This window comes from Rhizobium sp. BK529 (genome assembly GCF_014194105.1).
In the GTDB taxonomy this organism is placed as follows: Bacteria; Pseudomonadota; Alphaproteobacteria; order Rhizobiales; family Rhizobiaceae; genus Rhizobium.
In genome coordinates this window covers 2,908,245-2,927,306 of record NZ_JACIAU010000001.1, presented here as the reverse complement: position 1 = coordinate 2,927,306, position 19,062 = coordinate 2,908,245, and the positions used below count along the sequence as shown (strand labels likewise).

General features: G+C 61.0%; 18 protein-coding genes, 1 tRNA gene and 1 riboswitch. Of the genes, 12 read left to right on the top strand and 7 right to left on the bottom strand.

Translation table 11 applies throughout. The features are described from left to right. Positions 1-134: 134 nt before the first annotated feature. The 5 genes from pstC to phoB all read left to right on the top strand — a co-directional run bounded on the left by pstC (position 135) and on the right by phoB (position 5,435). On the top strand, positions 135-1,616 hold the full coding sequence (gene pstC, locus FHX08_RS14730; protein WP_184327272.1) for a phosphate ABC transporter permease subunit PstC: 1,482 nt from the start codon (positions 135-137) through the stop codon (positions 1,614-1,616). After that, on the top strand, positions 1,613-2,935 hold the full coding sequence (gene pstA / locus FHX08_RS14725; RefSeq protein WP_132652766.1) for a phosphate ABC transporter permease PstA: 1,323 nt from the start codon (positions 1,613-1,615) through the stop codon (positions 2,933-2,935). The genes pstC and pstA overlap by 4 nt, the downstream gene beginning before the upstream one ends. Before the next feature lie 14 nt (positions 2,936-2,949). Then, complete coding sequence (gene pstB, locus FHX08_RS14720; RefSeq protein ID WP_132652765.1) at positions 2,950-3,765, top strand: phosphate ABC transporter ATP-binding protein PstB; 816 nt, start codon at positions 2,950-2,952, stop codon at positions 3,763-3,765. A gap of 44 nt (positions 3,766-3,809) precedes the next feature. Then, entirely contained in the window at positions 3,810-4,523 is a 714-nt protein-coding gene (phoU, locus tag FHX08_RS14715) for a phosphate signaling complex protein PhoU (protein WP_132652764.1), read from the top strand. A gap of 228 nt (positions 4,524-4,751) precedes the next feature. Next, on the top strand, positions 4,752-5,435 hold the full coding sequence (gene phoB / locus FHX08_RS14710) for a phosphate regulon transcriptional regulator PhoB (protein ID WP_003570612.1): 684 nt from the start codon (positions 4,752-4,754) through the stop codon (positions 5,433-5,435). 125 nt (positions 5,436-5,560) lie between these two features. On the opposite strand, the gene FHX08_RS14705 is transcribed toward phoB, so the two are convergent. Further along, complete coding sequence (locus FHX08_RS14705; protein WP_132652763.1) at positions 5,561-6,349, bottom strand: pyrroline-5-carboxylate reductase; 789 nt, start codon at positions 6,347-6,349, stop codon at positions 5,561-5,563. Positions 6,350-6,648: 299 nt separating this feature from the next. Then, positions 6,649-7,179 carry a GcrA family cell cycle regulator gene (locus FHX08_RS14700; protein ID WP_132652762.1) on the bottom strand — a complete coding sequence of 177 codons (531 nt, stop codon included), beginning with the start codon at positions 7,177-7,179 and terminating at the stop codon, positions 6,649-6,651. A 423-nt stretch (positions 7,180-7,602) separates the two neighbouring features. Here FHX08_RS14700 and FHX08_RS14695 point away from each other — a divergent pair, with 423 nt between their 5' ends. The 3 genes from FHX08_RS14695 (at position 7,603) to FHX08_RS14685 (ending at position 10,849) form a co-directional block, all read left to right on the top strand. Next, positions 7,603-8,802 (top strand): aspartate aminotransferase family protein, encoded by a 1,200-nt coding sequence (locus FHX08_RS14695; RefSeq protein WP_132652761.1) that lies wholly within the window; start codon positions 7,603-7,605, stop codon positions 8,800-8,802. Between the two features lie 45 nt (positions 8,803-8,847). Beyond that, on the top strand, positions 8,848-9,765 hold the full coding sequence (argF, locus tag FHX08_RS14690) for an ornithine carbamoyltransferase (RefSeq protein WP_132652760.1): 918 nt from the start codon (positions 8,848-8,850) through the stop codon (positions 9,763-9,765). A gap of 91 nt (positions 9,766-9,856) precedes the next feature. Beyond that, positions 9,857-10,849 (top strand): Hsp33 family molecular chaperone, encoded by a 993-nt coding sequence (locus FHX08_RS14685; RefSeq protein ID WP_132652759.1) that lies wholly within the window; start codon positions 9,857-9,859, stop codon positions 10,847-10,849. A 10-nt stretch (positions 10,850-10,859) separates the two neighbouring features. Here FHX08_RS14685 and apaG read toward each other — a convergent pair whose 3' ends face one another. Then, positions 10,860-11,252: a Co2+/Mg2+ efflux protein ApaG gene (apaG, locus tag FHX08_RS14680; protein WP_132652758.1), complete on the bottom strand. Its 393-nt coding sequence runs from the start codon at positions 11,250-11,252 to the stop codon at positions 10,860-10,862. Between the two features lie 190 nt (positions 11,253-11,442). After that, positions 11,443-12,627 carry an O-succinylhomoserine sulfhydrylase gene (locus tag FHX08_RS14675; RefSeq protein WP_132652757.1) on the bottom strand — a complete coding sequence of 395 codons (1,185 nt, stop codon included), beginning with the start codon at positions 12,625-12,627 and terminating at the stop codon, positions 11,443-11,445. A gap of 46 nt (positions 12,628-12,673) precedes the next feature. Next, positions 12,674-12,752: riboswitch (SAM riboswitch) on the bottom strand. Positions 12,753-12,825: 73 nt separating this feature from the next. Here FHX08_RS14675 and FHX08_RS14670 point away from each other — a divergent pair. Then, complete coding sequence (locus FHX08_RS14670) at positions 12,826-13,920, top strand: 2'-deoxycytidine 5'-triphosphate deaminase (RefSeq protein WP_165911862.1); 1,095 nt, start codon at positions 12,826-12,828, stop codon at positions 13,918-13,920. Between the two features lie 59 nt (positions 13,921-13,979). Continuing rightward, positions 13,980-14,053, top strand: a tRNA-Gly gene (locus FHX08_RS14665). Positions 14,054-14,063: 10 nt separating this feature from the next. On the opposite strand, the gene FHX08_RS14660 is transcribed toward FHX08_RS14665, so the two are convergent. Beyond that, positions 14,064-14,345: a hypothetical protein gene (locus FHX08_RS14660; RefSeq protein ID WP_132652756.1), complete on the bottom strand. Its 282-nt coding sequence runs from the start codon at positions 14,343-14,345 to the stop codon at positions 14,064-14,066. A gap of 360 nt (positions 14,346-14,705) precedes the next feature. Between FHX08_RS14660 and FHX08_RS14655 the strand changes: the two genes are divergently transcribed. Further along, on the top strand, positions 14,706-15,089 hold the full coding sequence (locus FHX08_RS14655) for a VOC family protein (protein ID WP_132652755.1): 384 nt from the start codon (positions 14,706-14,708) through the stop codon (positions 15,087-15,089). 62 nt (positions 15,090-15,151) lie between these two features. Here FHX08_RS14655 and FHX08_RS14650 read toward each other — a convergent pair whose 3' ends face one another. Then, positions 15,152-17,152, bottom strand: a complete 2,001-nt coding sequence (locus FHX08_RS14650) for a methyl-accepting chemotaxis protein (protein ID WP_184327271.1) — start codon at positions 17,150-17,152, stop codon at positions 15,152-15,154. 444 nt (positions 17,153-17,596) lie between these two features. On the opposite strand from FHX08_RS14650, the gene FHX08_RS14645 reads away from it, so the two are divergent. Beyond that, complete coding sequence (locus FHX08_RS14645; protein ID WP_184327270.1) at positions 17,597-18,472, top strand: transporter substrate-binding domain-containing protein; 876 nt, start codon at positions 17,597-17,599, stop codon at positions 18,470-18,472. Between the two features lie 159 nt (positions 18,473-18,631). On the opposite strand, the gene FHX08_RS14640 is transcribed toward FHX08_RS14645, so the two are convergent. Beyond that, positions 18,632-19,045, bottom strand: coding sequence for a tellurite resistance TerB family protein (locus FHX08_RS14640; RefSeq protein ID WP_132652752.1), 414 nt, complete (start codon positions 19,043-19,045; stop codon positions 18,632-18,634). Positions 19,046-19,062: the final 17 nt, after the last annotated feature.

The window sequence follows — 19,062 nt, the reverse complement described above, 5'->3', positions numbered from 1 at the left end:
GCGCCGGCATCGCTTTATCCGTCCGGCCCAATGGGGTGCCGAGCGGGTGATTTCTTCTCCATGATGTCGAAGCCGATGGCATGCTCCTGGAGCTGCCGGGCTCTTTGGGGGCTGTGGGCCTGGGGACGTAACGAATGAGCACATCCATCATACTCTTGTGCCTGGTAGTGATCGGCGCCGTTGCCTATGTGGCTGCGCGCAGCCGCGCTATGGCCGTTTCCGGGGGCAGATCTGCTGCCCTGCATTCGCGGCCGGCCTATTATGGCGCCTATGCCGCGATCTGGGCTGTTCTGCCTTCCCTGATCGTTCTGTGTGTCTGGCTGGCCGTCAGCCCGGGCATTATCTCTTCCTCCGTTCGCGGCGCCTTTCCTGATGACGTGAAGGCGCAGCCGGCCGTCCAGCAGGATCTCGCCTACAGCATGGTCGCCACGGTTGCCCGCGGCATGAACCTGCTGACGCCGGATGAGCTTTCTTCGCTGTCTGGCAATCCTGCCGGCCTGCAGGCAAAGCTCAGCGAGAAGGGCGTACCGCTCGCCGGCGAGCCGCAGCCCTACATGATCGATGCCGCAAAAGCCCTGAACGCCGAGAGTATGACGAGTCGCGTCATCATGACGGCGATCGTGCTGCTCATTTCTGTTGCAGGCGCTTTCTACGCGCTGCGCTCCGTTGCTCCGCGTTTCCGCGCCCGCAACCGTGTCGAACGCGTCATGCTCTGGGCGCTCCTTGTCGCGTCCTCCATCGCCATTCTGACGACGATCGGCATCGTGCTTTCCATGCTGACGGAAGCGGGCCGCTTCTTTGCGGTCGTTCCCTTCGCCGACTTCTTCTTCGGCACGGTTTGGGATCCGCGTTTTGCCGGCGCCGGCGGCTCGTCTTTCGGCCAGTTCGGCCTGATCCCCTTGTTGCTCGGCACGCTCTATATCGGCCTGGTCGCCATGCTGGTCGCCGTGCCGGTAGGCCTCTTTGCCGCCATCTACATGGCTGAATATGCTTCTCCGAGGGTGCGCTCCATCTCGAAGCCGCTTCTCGAGGTGCTCGCCGGCATTCCGACGATCGTCTACGGCTTCTTCGCGCTCGTCACCGTCGGACCGTTCCTGCGTGATTTCTCGGCGCAGATCAGCGGTCTGCTGACCGGCAACTATACGAACTTCATCCAGGCACAGAGCGTCATCACCGCTGGTATCGTCATGGGCATCATGCTGATCCCTTACGTTTCCTCGCTGTCGGACGATATCATCACCGCAGTGCCGCGTGCCCTGCGCGACGGTTCGCTCGGTCTCGGCGCCACGCGCTCCGAAACCATCAAGAAGGTGGTTCTCCCGGCGGCCCTTCCGGGCATCGTCGGCGCTTTGCTGATGACGGCTTCCCGCGCCATCGGCGAAACCATGATCGTGGTGCTTGCCGCCGGTGTCGCCGCCCGCATTCAGCTCAATCCCTTCGAGCCGATGACGACGGTGACCGTCAAGATCGTCAACCAGCTGACCGGCGACCTCGAGTTCACGTCGCCGCAGACGCTGGTTGCCTTCGCACTTGGCATCACGCTGTTCTGCATCACGCTTTGCCTCAACATTTATGCGCTCTACATCGTGCGCAAATACCGGGAGCAGTACGAATGACGAATATTGTTTCCCCCGCCGCCGGCGTCACCGTGTCGAAGGCGCCTGCGCGTCGCGATATCGGCATCAAGCGCCGCTACGCTGCCGAGCGCCGGTTCCAGGCCTATGGCATCGCAGCCATCGCATTCGGCCTGATCTTCCTCTTCATTCTGCTTTGGACAGTCATCAGCAACGGCTATACGGCGTTCCAGCAGACGTCGATCACGCTGCCGATCGAGTTCGCCGAGAAGACGATTGACCCTGATAACAAGCGTGCGACCGACCCTTCGGTTCTGGTCGCCGCCAACTATCCGGTTCTGCTGCGTGACGCGATCGTCAAGCAGCTCGGCATCAATGCCTCGAGCCGTCCTGATGTGCGCGACGCAACCGCCATGCTGTCCAAGGGCGCGCCGATCCAGTTGCGCGACATGGTCGTTGCAGACCCGTCGATCATCGGCAAGACCGTCAATGTTACGGTGCTTGCAGATGCCAATATCGACAGCGCCAACAAAGGCCAGATCAATCTTTCGGTCGACGAGAAGAACCGCAAGGTCAACGACAAGCAGGTCGCCTGGATGAACGAACTGAAGGCGAGCGGCGCTCTCCACAAGCAGTTCAACACCGGCCTCTTCGTCAACGGCAATTCCAGCCGTCCGGAAGCCGCAGGTCTCGGCGTCGCCCTCATCGGCTCGCTCTACCTGATGCTGATCGTTCTCGTCCTTGCGCTGCCGATCGGCGTCGCCGCCTCGATCTACCTCGAGGAATTCGCGCCGAAGAACAGGCTCACGGACCTGATTGAGGTCAACATCAACAACCTCGCCGCGGTTCCCTCGATCGTCTACGGTCTGCTCGGCCTGTCGGTCTTCATCAACTTCGCCGGCCTGCCGCGTTCGGCGTCGCTCGTCGGTGGTCTGGTGCTGACGCTGATGACGCTGCCGACGATCATCATCGCGACGCGTGCAGCGCTCCGCGCCGTGCCGCCGTCGATCCGCTCGGCGGCGCTGGGCCTCGGCGCTTCGAAGATGCAGATGGTGTTCCACCATGTGCTGCCGCTCGCCATGCCCGGCATTCTGACCGGCACGATCATCGGCCTTGCCCACGCACTCGGCGAAACCGCGCCGCTGCTCCTGATCGGCATGGTCGCGTTCGTCGCCCAGGCGCCGACCACTCCGCTCGATCCCTCCACCGCACTTCCGGTTCAGGTCTACATGTGGGCCAACGAAGCCGAGCGCGCCTTCGTGGAAAGAACCTCGGGTGCCATCATCGTCCTGCTCCTGTTCCTGATCGTCATGAACATCGGAGCTATCCTCTTGCGTCGTCGCTTTGAGCGCCGCTGGTAAACGGAGTAGAGATCATGAACATGTTGACGGAAGCAGCAGTTGAGAAGGCGCTGGACCAGAAAATGAGCAACGTCCCGTATAAGATGATCGGTCAGGATGTCTCCGTTTATTACGGCGAAAAGCGCGCCCTTTTCGATGTCAATCTGAACATCCGCGAAAACACCGTGACCGCCCTGATCGGCCCGTCCGGCTGCGGCAAGTCTACCTTCCTTCGGTCGCTGAACCGCATGAACGACACGATCGACGGCTGCCGCGTGACCGGCAAGATCACGCTCGACAGCGACGACATCTACGATCCCGACATCGACGTCGTCGAACTCCGCGCCCGTGTCGGCATGGTGTTCCAGAAGCCGAACCCGTTCCCGAAGTCGATCTACGAAAACGTCTCGTATGGCCCGCGCATTCACGGCCTCGCCAAGTCCAAGGCAGACCTCGACCAGATCGTCGAGTCCAGCCTGCAGCGCGCCGGCCTCTGGAATGAAGTCAAGGATCGCGTGCATGAATCCGGCACCGGGCTTTCCGGCGGCCAGCAGCAGCGTCTGTGCATCGCACGCGCCGTCGCCGTCAGCCCGGAAGTCATCCTGATGGACGAGCCCTGCTCGGCGCTCGACCCGATCGCAACCGCCAAGGTCGAAGAGCTGATCCACGAGCTGCGTGAAAACTACACCATCGTCATCGTGACGCATTCCATGCAGCAGGCCGCGCGCGTATCACAGCGTACAGCCATGTTCCACCTCGGCAACCTGGTCGAGGAGAACGACACCGACAAGATGTTCACCAACCCGGACGATCCGCGTACCCAGGACTATATCATGGGCCGGTTCGGCTGAGTTTGGAGATGTGAAGCCTTCCCGATTTTCGAGGACAAAGCCCCATGGCATCGACACATATTTTCTCTGCTTACGATGACGACCTGAAGTTCCTGTCCCGGCGCATTGCCGAGATGGGCGGCCTTGCCGAACAGATGGGTGCCGACGCTGTTCGCGCGCTCGTCAACGGTGACACCGCGCTCGCACAGAAAGTCATCTCGGACGACGTGATCCTCGATCATGCCGAGCGCGAAATCAACGACAAGGCGATTGTCACGATCGCCCGTCGCCAGCCGATGGCCTCCGACCTTCGCGAGATCATGGGTTCGATCCGTATCGCCGCCGACCTCGAGCGCGTCGGCGATCTCGGCAAGAACACGGCCAAGCGTGTCATCGCCGTGCAGAGCACCGGCGTTCCGCGCAAGCTCGCCCGCGGTCTCGAGCATCTTTCCGAACTGGCGCTCGTCCAGCTCAAGGAAGTGCTCGACGTCTACACGACGCGTTCGGCCGACAAGGCAAAGTCGATCCGCGAGCGCGACGATGAAATCGACGCGATGTACACCTCGCTGTTCCGCGAACTCCTGACCTACATGATGGAAGATCCGCGCAACATCACGAGCTGCACGCATCTTCTCTTCTGCGCCAAGAACATCGAGCGCATCGGCGATCATGCGACCAACATCGCCGAGACGATCTACTACATGGCAACCGGTTCCCAGCCGGAGGGCGAGCGTCCGAAGGACGACAGCTCCAACACCGTCGGCGCAGTCACGGAGTAATCCGGACCTGCCCATTGCATGCGCGCCCTCGCCGGGGGCGCGCAGAAAGCATGTCGCGCAAAAGTGTGCAGCGGTTTTGCGATAACGACATGCGAAAAAAGCTTACAGCGCGGCAGCGGATCCGAAGGATCGCGACACGCTTTAGGTGCAGCCAATTCCGAGTTTCTGCATGGTCCCTTGTTTAAATCACCCCCGGTTTAAGGATCATGCATTAGGAGACTGACACGCATGATCCCAAGAGTTGCAGTTGTTGAAGATGAAGAGGCACTCAGCGTGCTTCTCCGCTACAACCTCGAAGCGGAAGGTTTCGAGGTGGATACGATCCTCCGTGGCGACGAGGCGGAAATCCGGCTTCAGGAGCGCACGCCGGACCTGCTCATCCTTGACTGGATGCTGCCGGGCGTTTCCGGCATCGAGCTCTGCCGCCGACTGCGCATGCGACCGGAGACCGAGCGCCTGCCGATCATCATGCTGACGGCACGCGGCGAGGAAAGCGAGCGCGTTCGCGGTCTCTCGACCGGCGCCGACGACTATGTCGTCAAGCCCTTCTCCACGCCGGAGCTTGTCGCCCGCGTCAAGGCGATGCTGCGCCGCGCCCGTCCCGAGGTTCTCTCCACCGTTCTGAAGTGTGGAGATATCGAGCTCGATCGCGAAACCCATCGCGTTCATCGCAAGAGCCGCGAAGTCCGCCTCGGTCCCACCGAATTCCGCCTGCTGGAATTCCTGATGTCATCGCCGGGCCGGGTCTTCTCCCGTTCCCAGCTTCTGGACGGCGTCTGGGGCCATGACATCTATGTGGACGAACGCACCGTCGACGTCCATGTCGGCCGCCTGCGCAAGGCGCTGAACTTCTCCAACATGCAGGACGTCATCCGCACCGTCCGCGGTGCGGGATATTCCATGGAAGCTTAATCCGAGTGATCGGAGGTCCAGACGGGTCGCCCGCTTGACGGGCGGCCTGTTTGTCTATGTGGAACTCCCAACTCCTAATGAAAGCCGACACCCAGCGCCGAAGCGAGCCTCGAAAGAACCTGCTTTTACAGGCGGATGCGCGCAAGAATTCGATCAAGAGCCTTTTGCAGAGCCGCCATGCCGCCGAACGCGCGAAAGTCTTCGAGCACCTGTTCATTCAATCCGCCCTTGGTCGAATGCTCACCGATGAGCTCGTCGAAACTCGCCATAGGTTTTGAACGGGCGGCATGGGCGAGGCCGGAAAACAATTGACGGAGGTAGGCGTCGCCAGACGGTCCCGAAAGCCCCTGGCTCTGCAGCCAGGTCGACGTCGCCTCAAGGATGCCGAAATAGCTGGCCATCAGGCAGCTCGCCACCGCGAGAAGTTCGAACTCAAGTTTGTTTTCAACCTGGATCGCCGTTCCGAGCGCCGAAAAGAGGGCGTGGGAAACTTCGTCGGGCGGGTAGATCGCAGTCGCCCCCTGAAGATCTGCGACGAACGGAAGTGGAATTGCCAGGCTTAGGCGAACCGGTGGATCGATCCACGCCAGCAGTTGATCCATTGGCGTGGCCGCGACAAAGCTGATGACATGGTGGCCCGGCCGAAATCGGAGCGAGCGGACGACCTCCTCGGCAATTTGCGGCCTCACGGCCAAAAATGCGAGATCGGAGCGGTCGAGGACATCCTGATTGCTTAAAGCGATCGACACATTCTCGTTTGCCGCCGCGAGACGGGCGGCGACGCCTGCGTTACGCGGTGACAGCACGATCGGTGTGTCGCGAAACGCTGTCTTGCCCAATCCGGTGACGACGGCCTCTGTAATCGTGCCCGTCCCGACGAATCCCATTGTCATGCGCTTCGGATCGATCTCCATTGGCACCCCTGAGCGACTGTTTGCGCCGTGCTACTCGACGAGAATACCGCATCTGGATCAGAAAATCGCGCTACAGCGCCATGACGACCGTTCCATGCCGGTCGAGGCTGAAACGCATCGGTGATGTTGGCCACATAAGTTCGCATTGTCAGGCATGGTGGAAGGCCGGCAGAGCTCGGCCTTCGAACGACCGTGGCCGGGAGCCGTTTTCCCGCGCTCCTGTGCCGGCTAAAAAAATCACCCCTCCGCGCATCGGCGAGGAGGGGTGACGGTACGTTTGGTCTGTTGGAGGTCGCCGATCAGGCGACCCGGACAGCCTTGCGGCGTTCGCTGACCGGCTGATAGGCGAGGCGCGCATGATAGTTGCAGTAGGGCGATGAATCCGGGGAGTCGCAGCCGCAGAAGTAGAAGTCGTCCTTCAGCGGGTCGCCGACCGGCCACTTGCAGGTGCGCTCTGTCAGCTCCGTCAGTCCGAGGCGACGGGAGATCGGCACGACCACGTTTGCGGCCGGCACGTAGTCCATCTCCTCGACGGTTTCGATCTCGATCTCTTCCTTCAGCATCGTTGCGCCCTGCTGGCGCGTCACGGTGCGGGTGGCGATGCGAGATGTATAGTTCGGAGCGCGCGGTGCCGAGGTATTGCGCTTCGGCGCACGCGCCGTGGTTGCCGTACCGCCGGCCTTGGCGCGGCCGGGAAGACTGAGCCGGTGAACCTTGCCGATAACAGCGTTTCTACTCACCCCGCCAAGCTGCGCAGCGATCTGGCTGGCGCTCAACCCCTCCGACCAAAGCTTCTTGAGCTTCTCGACACGCTCGTCTGTCCAGTTCATGCCCTGTCTCCGCCTTTGCGTTGGTGATGGCAGAATCCCTCACCGTTGCCTCGGAAGCTTCCGAAGCAAGAAACGCCTGATAAATTTAGGTGACTAGTTCCGCCGCATGCAGTCTAGTAATTGAACTTTAACCTAGTGTGAGCCTGACTCTGTGACAAGAGTCGCAGGAATCGGATGAATCCGAATTCGTAGTTTTCCCCAACTTGCTTCCCGAGCGAGTCATTTCTGCAACATTAGCTGTTGATAGACCTGTAAAGCCGATTGCCTGCTTGACGCATGCGCTAAATCCTCAGTTTTGTTGACATTGCAGTGCGAAAAGTAAATAGTGCTCTCGGCCGCCGAAAGGCGGCATTTTTGATTTTTCGGGCCTGGTTTTGTTAGCCGGAGTCCGTTGTCTCATAACCTGTTGCAGGAGTTCGCGCCATGGCTGAAGCCTCGCCGCTTTATGATACCTATTCTCGTGCCCCGTTGCGGTTCGAGCGAGGTGAGGGCGTCTGGCTGATCACCGAAACCGGCGAACGATATCTCGATTTTGGCGCAGGCGTCGCTGTCACGTCAGTCGGTCACGGCAACCCGCATGTCGTGGCTGCTCTCAAGGATCAGGCCGACAAGGTCTGGCACCTGTCGAATGTCTATGAAGTGCCTGGTCAGGAGAAGCTTGCCAAGCGGCTGACGGATGCCACTTTCGCCGACAAGGTGTTCTTCACCAATTCCGGTGCCGAGGCTCTGGAATGCGCCATCAAGACGGCGCGCCGCTACCAGTTCTCCAAGGGACATCCCGAACGTTTCCACATTATCACCTTCGAAGGCGCCTTCCACGGCCGCACGCTGGCGACCATCGCCGCCGGCGGCCAGGAGAAATATCTCGAAGGTTTCGGCCCGAAGACCCCCGGCTTCGATCGGGTTCCCTTCGGCGATATCGAGGCCGTGCGCGCCGCGATTTCCGACAAGACGGCCGGCATCCTTATAGAGCCCGTACAGGGCGAGGGCGGTGTCCGCCCGGTGACGCCTGAATTCATGAGGGCGCTCCGCCAGATCTGCGATGAACACGGCCTGCTCCTCATTCTCGACGAGGTTCAGACCGGCGTCGGCCGTACCGGCAAGCTCTTCGCGTATGAGTGGTCTGGCATCACGCCCGATATCATGGCGGTTGCCAAGGGCATCGGCGGCGGTTTCCCGCTCGGTGCGTGCCTGGCGACGGCAGAGGCCGCCTCTGGCATGAAGGCCGGCACGCATGGTTCCACCTATGGCGGCAACCCGCTGGCCATGGCTGTCGGCAACGCGGTTCTGGATGTCATCCTGGCCGATGGTTTCCTGCAGCATGTCCGCGATGTCACCCTCGTCTTCCGTCAGGGCCTCGCCTCGCTCAAGGATCGTTATCCCGATGTGATCGAGGATATCAGGGGCGAAGGCCTGCTGCTCGGCGTCAAGGCTGCCATTCCCTCGGCTGAGCTCCTGAAGGAGATCCGCGCAGCCCATCTTCTGGCCATCCCCGCCGGCGACAATGTCATCCGTCTGCTGCCGCCGCTGGTCGTAACCGCCGAAGAGGCGCGCGAGGGCATTGCCCGTCTCGAGCGTGCCGCCGAAAGCATCCGTGCCGCCAAGGTCAAGAAGACCGCTTGAAAGGACAATGCCCCGCCCGCTGGCGGGCGTAGCAGGTAACGAACAATGGCTTCCCCCAAACACTTCCTCGATCTCTCCGCAGTCACCGCATCCGATCTCAGAACCATCATGGACGATGCGAAGGTGCGAAAGCAGGCGTTCAAGGCGGGTGCCGCCGACAAGCCGCTCGCCGGCAAGATGCTGGCCATGATCTTCGAGAAGCCGTCGACCCGAACCCGCGTGTCCTTCGATGTCGGCATGCGCCAGCTCGGCGGTGAGACGCTGTTCCTCTCGGGCACCGAAATGCAGCTCGGCCGCGCCGAGACGATCGGTGATACGGCCAAGGTGCTGTCGCGCTATGTCGATGCGATCATGATCCGCACGACCGAGCACAGCCGCATGCTGGAGCTCGCCGAACATGCGACCGTTCCCGTCATCAACGCGCTGACGGACGACACGCACCCTTGCCAGATCATGGCCGATATCATGACCTTCGAAGAGCATCGCGGCCCGATCAAGGGCAAGACGATCGCCTGGACCGGAGACGGCAACAACGTACTGCATTCCCTCGTCGAAGGGGCTGCTCGTTTCGGCTATCGCATGAACATGGCTGTACCCCTTGGTTCCGAGCCCAAGGATCACTATCTGAACTGGGCCCGCAATGAGGGCGCCGAAATCATGCTATGCCATGATGCCGACCGTGCGGTCGCCGGCGTCGATTGCGTGGTGACCGATACCTGGGTCTCCATGAATCAGGAACATCGGGCCCGCGGTCACAATGTCTTCCAGCCCTATCAGGTCAACGCGCATTTGATGGCGCAGGCCGGCAAAGACGCATTGTTCATGCATTGCCTTCCCGCTCATCGCGGTGAGGAAGTGACGGACGAGGTGATCGATGGCCCGCAATCCGTGGTCTTCGATGAGGCGGAAAACCGTCTTCATGCGCAGAAGTCGATTCTTGCTTGGTGCCTGGGCGCGATCTGAACCATAATCGGATGTCGCGAGTCCCAAACTCGCGGCTGCGCGAGCGGCCGGCGCGCTAGTCGGCTGCTCCTATAAAATAGGAGTGAAAGCCATGGCAGAAGCTGCAGCCGCTCTCGGCGAGTTCGATTTCGCCGGCGATGATCATGTCGTCCCTTTTCAGGTGGAAGGGCTTGATGTGCGCGGTCGCGCCGTCCAGCTCGGCCCGATGCTGGACGCGATTCTTGAGCGGCATCGTTATCCCGCCCCCGTCGCCCGCCTTCTGGCGGAAGTGGTGGTGCTCACGGTGCTGCTTGGCACCTCGCTGAAATTCGAAGGCAAGTTCACCGTCCAGACGAAAAGCGACGGCCCCGTCGATCTTCTGGTCTGCGATTTCTCGACGCCGGAAAATGTCCGCGCCTATGCCCGTTTCGACCAGGCCCTGCTCGACAAGGCAGTCGCTTCGGGCGAGACCGAGCCGGAACAACTTCTTGGCAAGGGCGTCCTCGCCTTCACCATCGACCAGGGTAAGTTCAGCCAGCCCTATCAGGGCATCGTAGCGCTGGATGGCGCCTCGCTGGAAGACATTGCCGGCGTCTACTTCCGCCAGTCGGAGCAGATCCCGACGCGGGTTCGCCTTGCCGCTGCCGAACTCTTCGACCGCGACGAGAACGGCAAGCCGCGTCACCGCTGGCGGGCCGGCGGTCTTGTTGCCCAGTTCCTGCCGGAAGCGCCGGAGCGCATGCGCCAGCCCGATCTCCATGGCGGCGACGGCGACACCGCAGCGCGCGCCCATGTCGAGGATGATGCCTGGATGGAAGCTCGCTCGCTCGTCGAGACCGTCGATGCCGATGAGCTTACCGATCCGCTCGTCGGTACCGAGCGCCTGCTCTTCCGCCTCTTCCACGAGCGCGGCGTGCGCGTCTACGAACCGCGCGCGGTCTTCGATCGTTGCAGTTGTTCGCGGGAAAAGATCGGCGGCGTGCTGAAGGGTTTTAGCGCCGAGGAAATCGAGGCGAGCCAGGAAAATGGCGAGATCTCGGTGACCTGCGAATTCTGCTCGACGACGTACCGCTTCCCGGTGCATGAACTGGCACCGGCGGAGTAGGTGGACAGGATTAGTTCAGCACTCTGAGCAGGCCGGGTGAATCCAAGGAGAAGGCGGGTATGTCGACATCGAACATCTCGCCTTCGTCCGTCTCCATCTGATAGTGGCCGAACATGAGGCCGGATGGCGTATCCAGCGGACAGCCCGATGAATATTCATAGGTATCGCCCGGCTGCAGCCGCGGCTGTTCGCCGACGACGCCGGGGCCGCTCACCTCGTCGATCTGCCCGTTCTGATCGGTGATATTCCAGTAGCGGTTGACGAGGCGCACGGCGATTTCGGAATTGTTGCTGATCACGACGCGGTAGCCCCAGACGTAACGATCGTCGTCCGGATCGGATTGCTCCTCCAGATAAAAGGGTTCGACAACGACTTCGATATCTCGTGTGAGAGCGCGATACATGCCTTACACCTTAGTCAGGATACATTACTCGTATCTTATAACGGGCCTCGTGCGTCAAGAAACGGTACAGTAATCTCGGCCTTGCCATCCCCGATTGGGCGGGCTTTCGTTCATTAAGCCTAACTCTCAGTGTTAATTTCAAGGCAAATGTCGCGGCTGCAGCGTTTGTTCTGCAGCCGTGCCTTGAGGATCAGGCCGAAACTTTGGCCAGAGCGCGGGCAAAATCTTCAATCAGATCATCCGTATCTTCGATGCCGGCCGAAAGGCGTACCGTGCCCGGCGAAATACCGAGTTCGGCGCGCGCCTCGTCCGTCAGGTTCTTGTGCGTGGTTGTGGCCGGATGCGTGATGAGGCTCTTGGAGTCGCCGAGATTGTTGGAGATCTTGACGATCTCGAGCGCGTTCTGCAGCGCAAACGCCGCGTCCTTGCCGCCCTTCAGTTCGAAGCAGACGAGCGTCGAGCCGCCCGACATCTGCTTGGCGATGATATCGGCCTGCGGATGGTCCTTGCGGCCGGGATAGATGACCTTGGCGACCTTGCCCTGATCGGCGAGGAAGTCGGCGATCTTTGCGGCATTCTGCGTCTGCTGCTTGACGCGCAGCGGCAGCGTTTCGATGCCCTTCAGCAGCGTCCAGGCGTTGAAGGGCGACATGGCCGGGCCGGTATGACGGAAATAGTCGTGCAGGTTCTCGTCGATCCATTCCTTGTCGGAGAGCACGACGCCGCCGAGGCAGCGGCCCTGGCCGTCGATATGCTTGGTGGCGGAATAGACGACAATATGGGCGCCGAGTTCCAGCGGCTTCTGGAAGAGCGGCGTTGCGAAGACGTTGTCGACGACCACCTTGGCGCCGATCTGGTTGGCGAGCTTGGCGACACCGGCAATATCGACCACTTCCAGCGTCGGGTTGGTCGGGCTTTCCAGGAAGAACACCTTGGTCTTCGGTGTAACAGCCTTTTCCCAGTTCTCGAGATAGCGCCCGTCGATCAGCGTGCAGTCGATACCATATTTCGGCGCCAGCGTCTCGACCACCCAGCGGCAGGAGCCGAAGAGGGCGCGCGCGGCAACGATATGATCGCCGGCCTTCAGCTGGCAGAGGATGGCGGCGGTAACGGCGGCCATGCCGGAGGCCGTGGCGCGGGCGTCTTCCGCACCTTCCAGCATGCACATGCGCTTTTCGAACATATCATTGGTGGGGCTGCCGTAGCGCGCGTAGATGAAGCCATCCGTCTCGCCTTTGAAGCGCGCTTCTGCCGCTTCGGACGTATCGTAGACGAAACCCTGCGTGAGATAGATTGCCTCCGAAGTCTCGCCATATTGCGAGCGCAGCGTACCGCCGTGGACGAGTTGGGTTGCAGGGCGCCAGGTCTTGCTCATGCCATCACCACTTTCAAACAACAAAAAAACCGGCCGCAAAAGCAGACCGGTTTCATACCCGGTCCTTTTAGCCACTTGTTTAACGTGGCTGCAAGCCGACCGGCCAAATCACCACGGGATAAATTTGCAATACTGCCGTTCTGTGCTTGCGTCAATTCCCCGACTTTGGTTTTGTCGGCGGCAGATTATGGATGGGGCATGATGGCTCGCGAAACTGGAATTCTGGCCGACCGCGCAATTGCCGCGCTGTTTGAAACGGGGCGTCTCAAAAGCGAGCGCGAGCTTGATCGTGATCAGATTCAGCCCGCAAGTCTGGATCTGCGGTTGGGTGCCAAGGCTTTTCGTGTGCGCGCCAGCTTCATGCCCGGCCCATCCCATCTTGTCTCCGACAAGTTGGATCGGCTGAGCCTGCACGTCATCGACCTCTCCGAAGGCGCAGTACTGGAAACCGGCTGCGTCTATATCGTGCCGCTGATCGAGCACCTCGATCTGCCGGCCGACATGTCGGCCTCGGCCAATCCGAAGAGCTCGACCGGCCGTCTCGATATCTTCACCCGCGTCATCACCGACTATGCGCAGGAATTCGACAAGATTCCGTCAGGCTATTCCGGCCCGCTCTACCTCGAAATCAGCCCGCGGACCTTCCCCATCGTCGTGCGTCGCGGCTCGCGCCTGTCGCAGATCCGTTTCCGTGTCGGCCATCCGGTGCTGAGCGAGCCTGATCTTCTGAAGCTGCATGAGACGGAAACACTGGTCGCCGCCAAGCAGCCGAACATCTCCGGCGGCGGCATCGCGCTGTCGATCGACCTGACGGGCGACAAGGACGGCCTGATCGGCTATCGCGGCAAGCACCACACGGCTGTCGTCGATGTCGACAAGAAGGCGCAGCACGATATTTTCGATTTCTGGGAGCCGCTCTATAGCCGTGGCCGCAACGAGCTGATCCTCGATCCGGATGAGTTCTATATCCTTGTCTCGCGCGAGGCCGTGCACGTTCCCCCTGACTACGCGGCAGAAATGACACCCTTCGATCCGCTCGTCGGCGAATTCCGCGTCCATTATGCCGGCTTCTTCGATCCGGGCTTCGGCCATGCGCCGGCCGGCGGGCGCGGCAGCCGCGCGGTGCTGGAAGTGCGCAGCCACGAAGTGCCGTTTATCCTGGAAGATGGCCAGATCGTCGGCCGCCTGATCTACGAACACATGCAGGAGCAGCCCTCGAGCCTCTATGGCTCAGGCCTCGGCTCCAACTATCAGGCCCAGGGCCTCAAGCTCTCGAAGCATTTCCGCATCTGATCTGCGGTGATGCTGCGACTTGACAGCGGCGGCCATCTGTTGGAAGTCTCAATCGGTCGGCGGGTGTAGCTCAATGGTAGAGCAGCAGCTTCCCAAGCTGAATACGAGGGTTCGATTCCCTTCACCCGCTCCAGCTGCCCTCGTCAATCTCTTCCGAAAATATTGATCGGCCGATACCGGCGGTGAGCGATCGCCAGGGTGCGATCCGGGCGGATGATGTAGGTCTCCTCGACCTGGCGGCCGTACTGATCGATGAAATTGTGCGGGAAAGTCGATCCAACAGGCGATTTCGTGAGTTTTGTGCGCGGCTGGCCATTATAGGTGATGCTGCCGGGGATGGGCTCGATGCCCGGGCCGGTATATTCGACAGCCGTGCAGCCGGCGAGCCCAAGCGCACCGATGAGGCCAAGTGCAATAAGTTTCATGTCCGGAGCCTTTCCTTCCGCTGCAGGTGTCATTGTACCCCAAATCGCGGAAAGCTCACGATGGAAACGGAGGCGATCACTTCGATCTGATCTCGCCACGAACCTTCTGTAAAAGCTGCCGGCGTCAGGATGCCACTCGATTGATCTGGTTGCCGCTCGTGGCGCGATCTGCTAGAGCGGCACTGTCGAAAAAGGCAGGACCGGATGAGGTAAGCCCGGTCCCTTCCATTATCGGAAGCTCTGCTCCGTGTTTCACACGAGAACCCGCGACGTGGCCCGCATGCGAGTGCGGCGTCCCGGCGGCATGCGGAGCGTTAGAAGACGCACTCCTCCGGGATTTTACTCTCAAAGGAGACAATCATGCGTTTGAACCATCTTGATTTTTACGTGCCTGATATCGCCGCCACGGCCGATTTCTTCCTGCGTTATTTCTCCCTGTCACAACAGGAGATGAACGAGCGGATCGGTCGGGCGATCCTTCACGACGATCACGGCACCGAGATCGTCTTGAGCCGCCCGCTGCCGAAGTTCGGCGGTGTCGATCAGGTCGAGTTACAGCGGCAGACCTATCATCTCGGCTTCATCCTCGCCGAAAGATCCGATGTCGACCGGCTTCATGGCCGGCTGGCGGCAGACAATGCGGTCGTCTCGGGACCGCCGGCTGCCATTCGTGGCGGCTGGTTGTTCTATTGCACCGCCCCCGGCAATATTCTCGTCGAGGTCGGCTGGCGTCCGCCGGCTTAAGAATAACGAAACAGAAATGGGTGGCCGAAGCCGCCCATCTGTCATTCAATCGTGTCTCCGGCTCAGAACTCCGTCCAGTCAGCCTCCTGGCTGGCGGCCGGGGCAGCGCTGCCGTTCATGCCGAAGGCGCTGGCGATCTTCTGGCCAAGCGCGCGGGCAGGGGAAGCGGCCGGGCGCGCGGTGCTCTCGGCAACACGCACCGGAGCTCTCGCTGCCGGTCGTGCGGCCGTGCGCGGTGCAGCCGATGCCGTCGAGATCGGGGCGGCCGCGACGAAGCCGCCGGTGCCCGTGAGGCGGAACTGGCCGAGCAGGTTGTTGAGGGCCGTCGCTTCCGTGGCAAGGCTATGGCTTGCAGCGGTGGATTCCTCGACCATGGCAGCGTTCTGCTGCGTGCCCTGATCCATGGTGTTGACGGCGGTATTGATTTCCTGCAGGCCGGTCGACTGTTCGCGGGACGCTTCGGCGATCGCATGGACGTGCTGGTTGATTTCCTGCACCTCGTGGACGATCGCATCAAGCGCCTTGCCGGTTTCGCCGACCAGCGAGACGCCGGTCTGCACATGCGTGCCCGAAGTGGTGATCAGCGCCTTGATCTCCTTGGCGGCGTTTGCCGAGCGCTGGGCAAGCTCGCGCACTTCCTGTGCGACGACGGCAAAGCCCTTGCCGGCTTCACCGGCGCGCGCAGCCTCGACACCGGCGTTCAGAGCCAAGAGATTGGTCTGGAAGGCGATATCGTCGATGACGCCGATGATATTGCCGATTTCGACCGAGGACTGCTCGATCTGCTGCATGGCCGAAACCGCCTTGCGGACGATCTCGCCGGACCGTTCCGCACCGAGACGGGTACGAGCGACGAGCTGGCTTGCCTCTTCGGCACGCTTTGCTGCGTCCTTCACCGTCGTGGTGATTTCTTCGAGAGCTGCAGCCGTTTCTTCGACCGAAGCGGCCTGCTGCTCGGTGCGTTTCGAAAGCTCGTCGGCAGATGAACGGATCTCGTTGGCGCCGGCGCTGATCGCACGGGCGTTGGAGCCGACCATGTTCATGGTCTCGTTGAGCTTCTCGACAGAGTTGTTGAAGTCCTGGCGCAGCGCATCGAGATGCGCGACGAAGGGCGATTCGATGCGTGCGACGAGGTCGCCGGAGGCAAGCCGGCGCAGCCCTTCGCCGAGGGCAGTGACGGCACGTTCGAGATCGGCGGCTTCCGCAGCCTTCTGTGCTTCGCGTTCGCGGCGCTCGTTGTCGCTGAGGCTGCGGTCGGCTTCGGCACGGGCTTCGAGCTGGCGGCGTTCGATCGCATTGTCGCGGAAGACCGCGACGGCTTCTGCCATCTTGCCAACTTCGTCGCGGCGGTCGAGCCCGGCGATTTCGCTGTCCGTATCGCCCTCCGCCAGGCCGGCCATACGATCGCGCAGCTTGGCCATGGGGGTGGTGATGCCGATCTGGGAGATGACGACACTGAGGCCGATGGCGCCGACGACGGCGAGGCCGATCAGGGCGAAGCAAAGGCCGATACGGCCGTTGACAGTCGCCGAAAGCGCGTCGCCGCCATCGTTGACCATGCTCATCATCGCATCGTTATTGGCCGTCATCTTCGGCGTCAGAACGTTCAGCTTGGCGTTCATCTGCGTGATGGTTTGCTGGACGGCAGCGCTGTCCTTGGCTTTCGCCTGTTCGACAGCCTTGTTGGAAAGGCTTTCGAGCTCATCGATACCTGCCAGGATTTCGTCGATTGCAGCTTTGCGGCTCGGTACCAGGTCGAGCGCCTGCTTCAGCCGGTCGCGAGCCTGCGGCAGCTTGCTCGGCGTCGAAATCGCCGTTGCGAAGGCCGGGGTATCCGCTTTGATATTGGCGAGCATGCTCGCCTGCAGCACCGAGGAGACAACCGAGGCGCTGGCGCGCGAACCCTGCATCGCAGCGACGGCTTCATGATCGATGAAGGCGCTGTAGGTTGCATCTGCACCGCGGAATTCGGAGATGATGTAAACCAGTCCGCCCATCGCGATCACTCCTAGAAGCGCGACGACCGATATGATCTTTGTACGGATTTTCAGATGTTTCAGCATGGAAAAGTCACCCGATTGGCCGGGCGTGATGCGTACCCGGTGCTTGGAAATCAATTGTTGCGGAACGATTCTTCGGTATTGCGCTGGCGGGGATACCTTAAGAGGTTCGACATGCGCATCATGCGGTCGGCAGGAGGGGCCGATGTCGTCGCCACAAGTAAGATGGGATATTGCTTAATTCCGCGCTAACGGTGCGTGCGATTCCTATTAGTTTTCGGGGGTCCCGCTGCTATCCCCGTAAAGACTGCGAAAATACAATCTGTGCTGAATGTCCGGGTAATTTGCATAGGGTCTTGCGCTTGAAGAGTCCGCTTTGAAGGTCGCGGCTTTCCTTTCGCGTCTCTCGGGGCTTGCGACGCGGCTTGGCCATATTCCCCGATGGCGTTGATTCTGTTACATCTCGACTGAGCGGCAAGCTCGCGCGCGATCTCTAGGCAGGGCATAATGGTGCAATCTAAACCGGCGTTTCTGGCTTCCGGACGGGTTTTCATCCTTTGCCTGGTTTCGATCGTATTGTTTTCGGCGTTTCCTGTTTTTGCACAGCAGGTGGGTTCGTCCGTGCCGCTGCTTTTCGATTCCCGCGAGCGCCTGGCAAAGCCTGATCTGTCCTCGCTCGTGCGCCTGCGCTTCCTGACCTCGGTGGATTTCCCGCCCTTCAATTTCACCGATCAGACAGGAAAGCTTGCGGGCTTCAACGTCGATCTCGCCCGCGAGATCTGTGCCGAGCTGGAGATTGCCGACAAGTGCCAGATCCAGGCGCTGCCCTTTGCCGACCTGCAAAAGGCGCTCGCCGGCTCACAGGGCGATGCCGTCATTGCCGGTATTGCCGTCACGCCGGAGCTGCGCCGCGAATTCCTCTTCTCCCGTCCCTATCTGATGCTGCCGGCCCGCTTCGTGCGCAACACCGCCGCCTCTGTGAAAGGGACGACGGCTGCCGGGCTCGCCGGCCATTCCGTCGGCGTCGTCAAGGATACGGTGCATGAGGCGATGCTTTCCGCCTTCTTCCCCGCTATCAAGGTACAGCCCTTCGACAACAGGGAAGCGCTGCTGGCGGCCTTGAAGGAACGCAAGGTCGATGCCGCTTTTGCCGATGCGCTGCAGCTTTCGTTCTGGGTCGCTTCGCCCGCATCGGACAAATGCTGTGCCTTGTTCGACGGTCCCTACACGTCAGAACATTTCCTCGGCGAGGGAATGACGATCATGCTGCGCCAGAACGACAGCGTGCTGACGGCGGCGATCGACCACGCGCTGGCAACACTCTCGCGCAATGGCCGCCTGCAGGAAATCTATCTGCGTTATTTCCCTTACGGGCTCTATTAAAGCAATTCCAGCAAAAGTGCGTAGCGGTTTTGCGTCCGGAATTGCGTGCAGAAAAGCAATTCCAGCAAAAGTGTGCAGCGGTTTTGCCTCCGGAATTGCGTGCAGAAAAGCAATTCCAGCAAAAGTGCGTAGCCGCGTTGCGTCCGAAATCCCGAAACCTCAGCCCTTGCGGAAGCGGGCGATCGCGCTGCGCTCGATGGCAGCACAGGTCAGCTTGTCGAGACCGAGACGGTCGCGCAGCAGGCTGAGCAGGCGCAATTCTTCAGCTTTGACGGAAAGATCGGCCGAGGCGACTTCGACCGCCAGCGCATAGGCCGTGTCGTAGAGCCGGGCAGGCAGCGTGTCACGCACCGTCTCCAGCACCACATCCAGCCCCTCCGGACCGGCCAGCAGCGAGGCGCAGTCGCGGGCGACGGAAATCAGATTGTCGTCGTCGAAATCGCGGAACACCGGCAGGAAGCCGATGAGCTGGCCGATCCTTTCCATTTCCCGGTCGTTCATAGTGCTGTCGACGGCGGATGCCATCACCATCACGTAGATCAGCGCGTCGTGGGCGGAAAGCGGCTTGTTCATGTCTGATTCCCTCTTCG

What these genes read in the sequence shown, in the direction of transcription:
- apaG (WP_132652758.1), bottom strand. Translation starts at nt 11,252, where the DNA reads ATGTATCGCGCTCTCACACGAGATATCGAAGTCGTTGTCGAACCCTTT.
- FHX08_RS14640 (WP_132652752.1), bottom strand. Translation starts at nt 19,045, where the DNA reads ATGAACAAGCCGCTTTCCGCCCACGACGCGCTGATCTACGTGATGGTG.
- FHX08_RS14650 (WP_184327271.1), bottom strand. Translation starts at nt 17,152, where the DNA reads ATGCTGAAACATCTGAAAATCCGTACAAAGATCATATCGGTCGTCGCG.
- FHX08_RS14655 (WP_132652755.1), top strand. Translation starts at nt 14,706, where the DNA reads ATGCGTTTGAACCATCTTGATTTTTACGTGCCTGATATCGCCGCCACG.
- pstB (WP_132652765.1), top strand. Translation starts at nt 2,950, where the DNA reads ATGAACATGTTGACGGAAGCAGCAGTTGAGAAGGCGCTGGACCAGAAA.
- FHX08_RS14670 (WP_165911862.1), top strand. Translation starts at nt 12,826, where the DNA reads ATGATGGCTCGCGAAACTGGAATTCTGGCCGACCGCGCAATTGCCGCG.
- phoU (WP_132652764.1), top strand. Translation starts at nt 3,810, where the DNA reads ATGGCATCGACACATATTTTCTCTGCTTACGATGACGACCTGAAGTTC.
- argF (WP_132652760.1), top strand. Translation starts at nt 8,848, where the DNA reads ATGGCTTCCCCCAAACACTTCCTCGATCTCTCCGCAGTCACCGCATCC.
- FHX08_RS14705 (WP_132652763.1), bottom strand. Translation starts at nt 6,349, where the DNA reads ATGGAGATCGATCCGAAGCGCATGACAATGGGATTCGTCGGGACGGGC.
- phoB (WP_003570612.1), top strand. Translation starts at nt 4,752, where the DNA reads ATGATCCCAAGAGTTGCAGTTGTTGAAGATGAAGAGGCACTCAGCGTG.
- FHX08_RS14645 (WP_184327270.1), top strand. Translation starts at nt 17,597, where the DNA reads ATGGTGCAATCTAAACCGGCGTTTCTGGCTTCCGGACGGGTTTTCATC.
- pstA (WP_132652766.1), top strand. Translation starts at nt 1,613, where the DNA reads ATGACGAATATTGTTTCCCCCGCCGCCGGCGTCACCGTGTCGAAGGCG.
- FHX08_RS14685 (WP_132652759.1), top strand. Translation starts at nt 9,857, where the DNA reads ATGGCAGAAGCTGCAGCCGCTCTCGGCGAGTTCGATTTCGCCGGCGAT.
- pstC (WP_184327272.1), top strand. Translation starts at nt 135, where the DNA reads ATGAGCACATCCATCATACTCTTGTGCCTGGTAGTGATCGGCGCCGTT.
- FHX08_RS14700 (WP_132652762.1), bottom strand. Translation starts at nt 7,179, where the DNA reads ATGAACTGGACAGACGAGCGTGTCGAGAAGCTCAAGAAGCTTTGGTCG.
- FHX08_RS14695 (WP_132652761.1), top strand. Translation starts at nt 7,603, where the DNA reads ATGGCTGAAGCCTCGCCGCTTTATGATACCTATTCTCGTGCCCCGTTG.
- FHX08_RS14660 (WP_132652756.1), bottom strand. Translation starts at nt 14,345, where the DNA reads ATGAAACTTATTGCACTTGGCCTCATCGGTGCGCTTGGGCTCGCCGGC.
- FHX08_RS14675 (WP_132652757.1), bottom strand. Translation starts at nt 12,627, where the DNA reads ATGAGCAAGACCTGGCGCCCTGCAACCCAACTCGTCCACGGCGGTACG.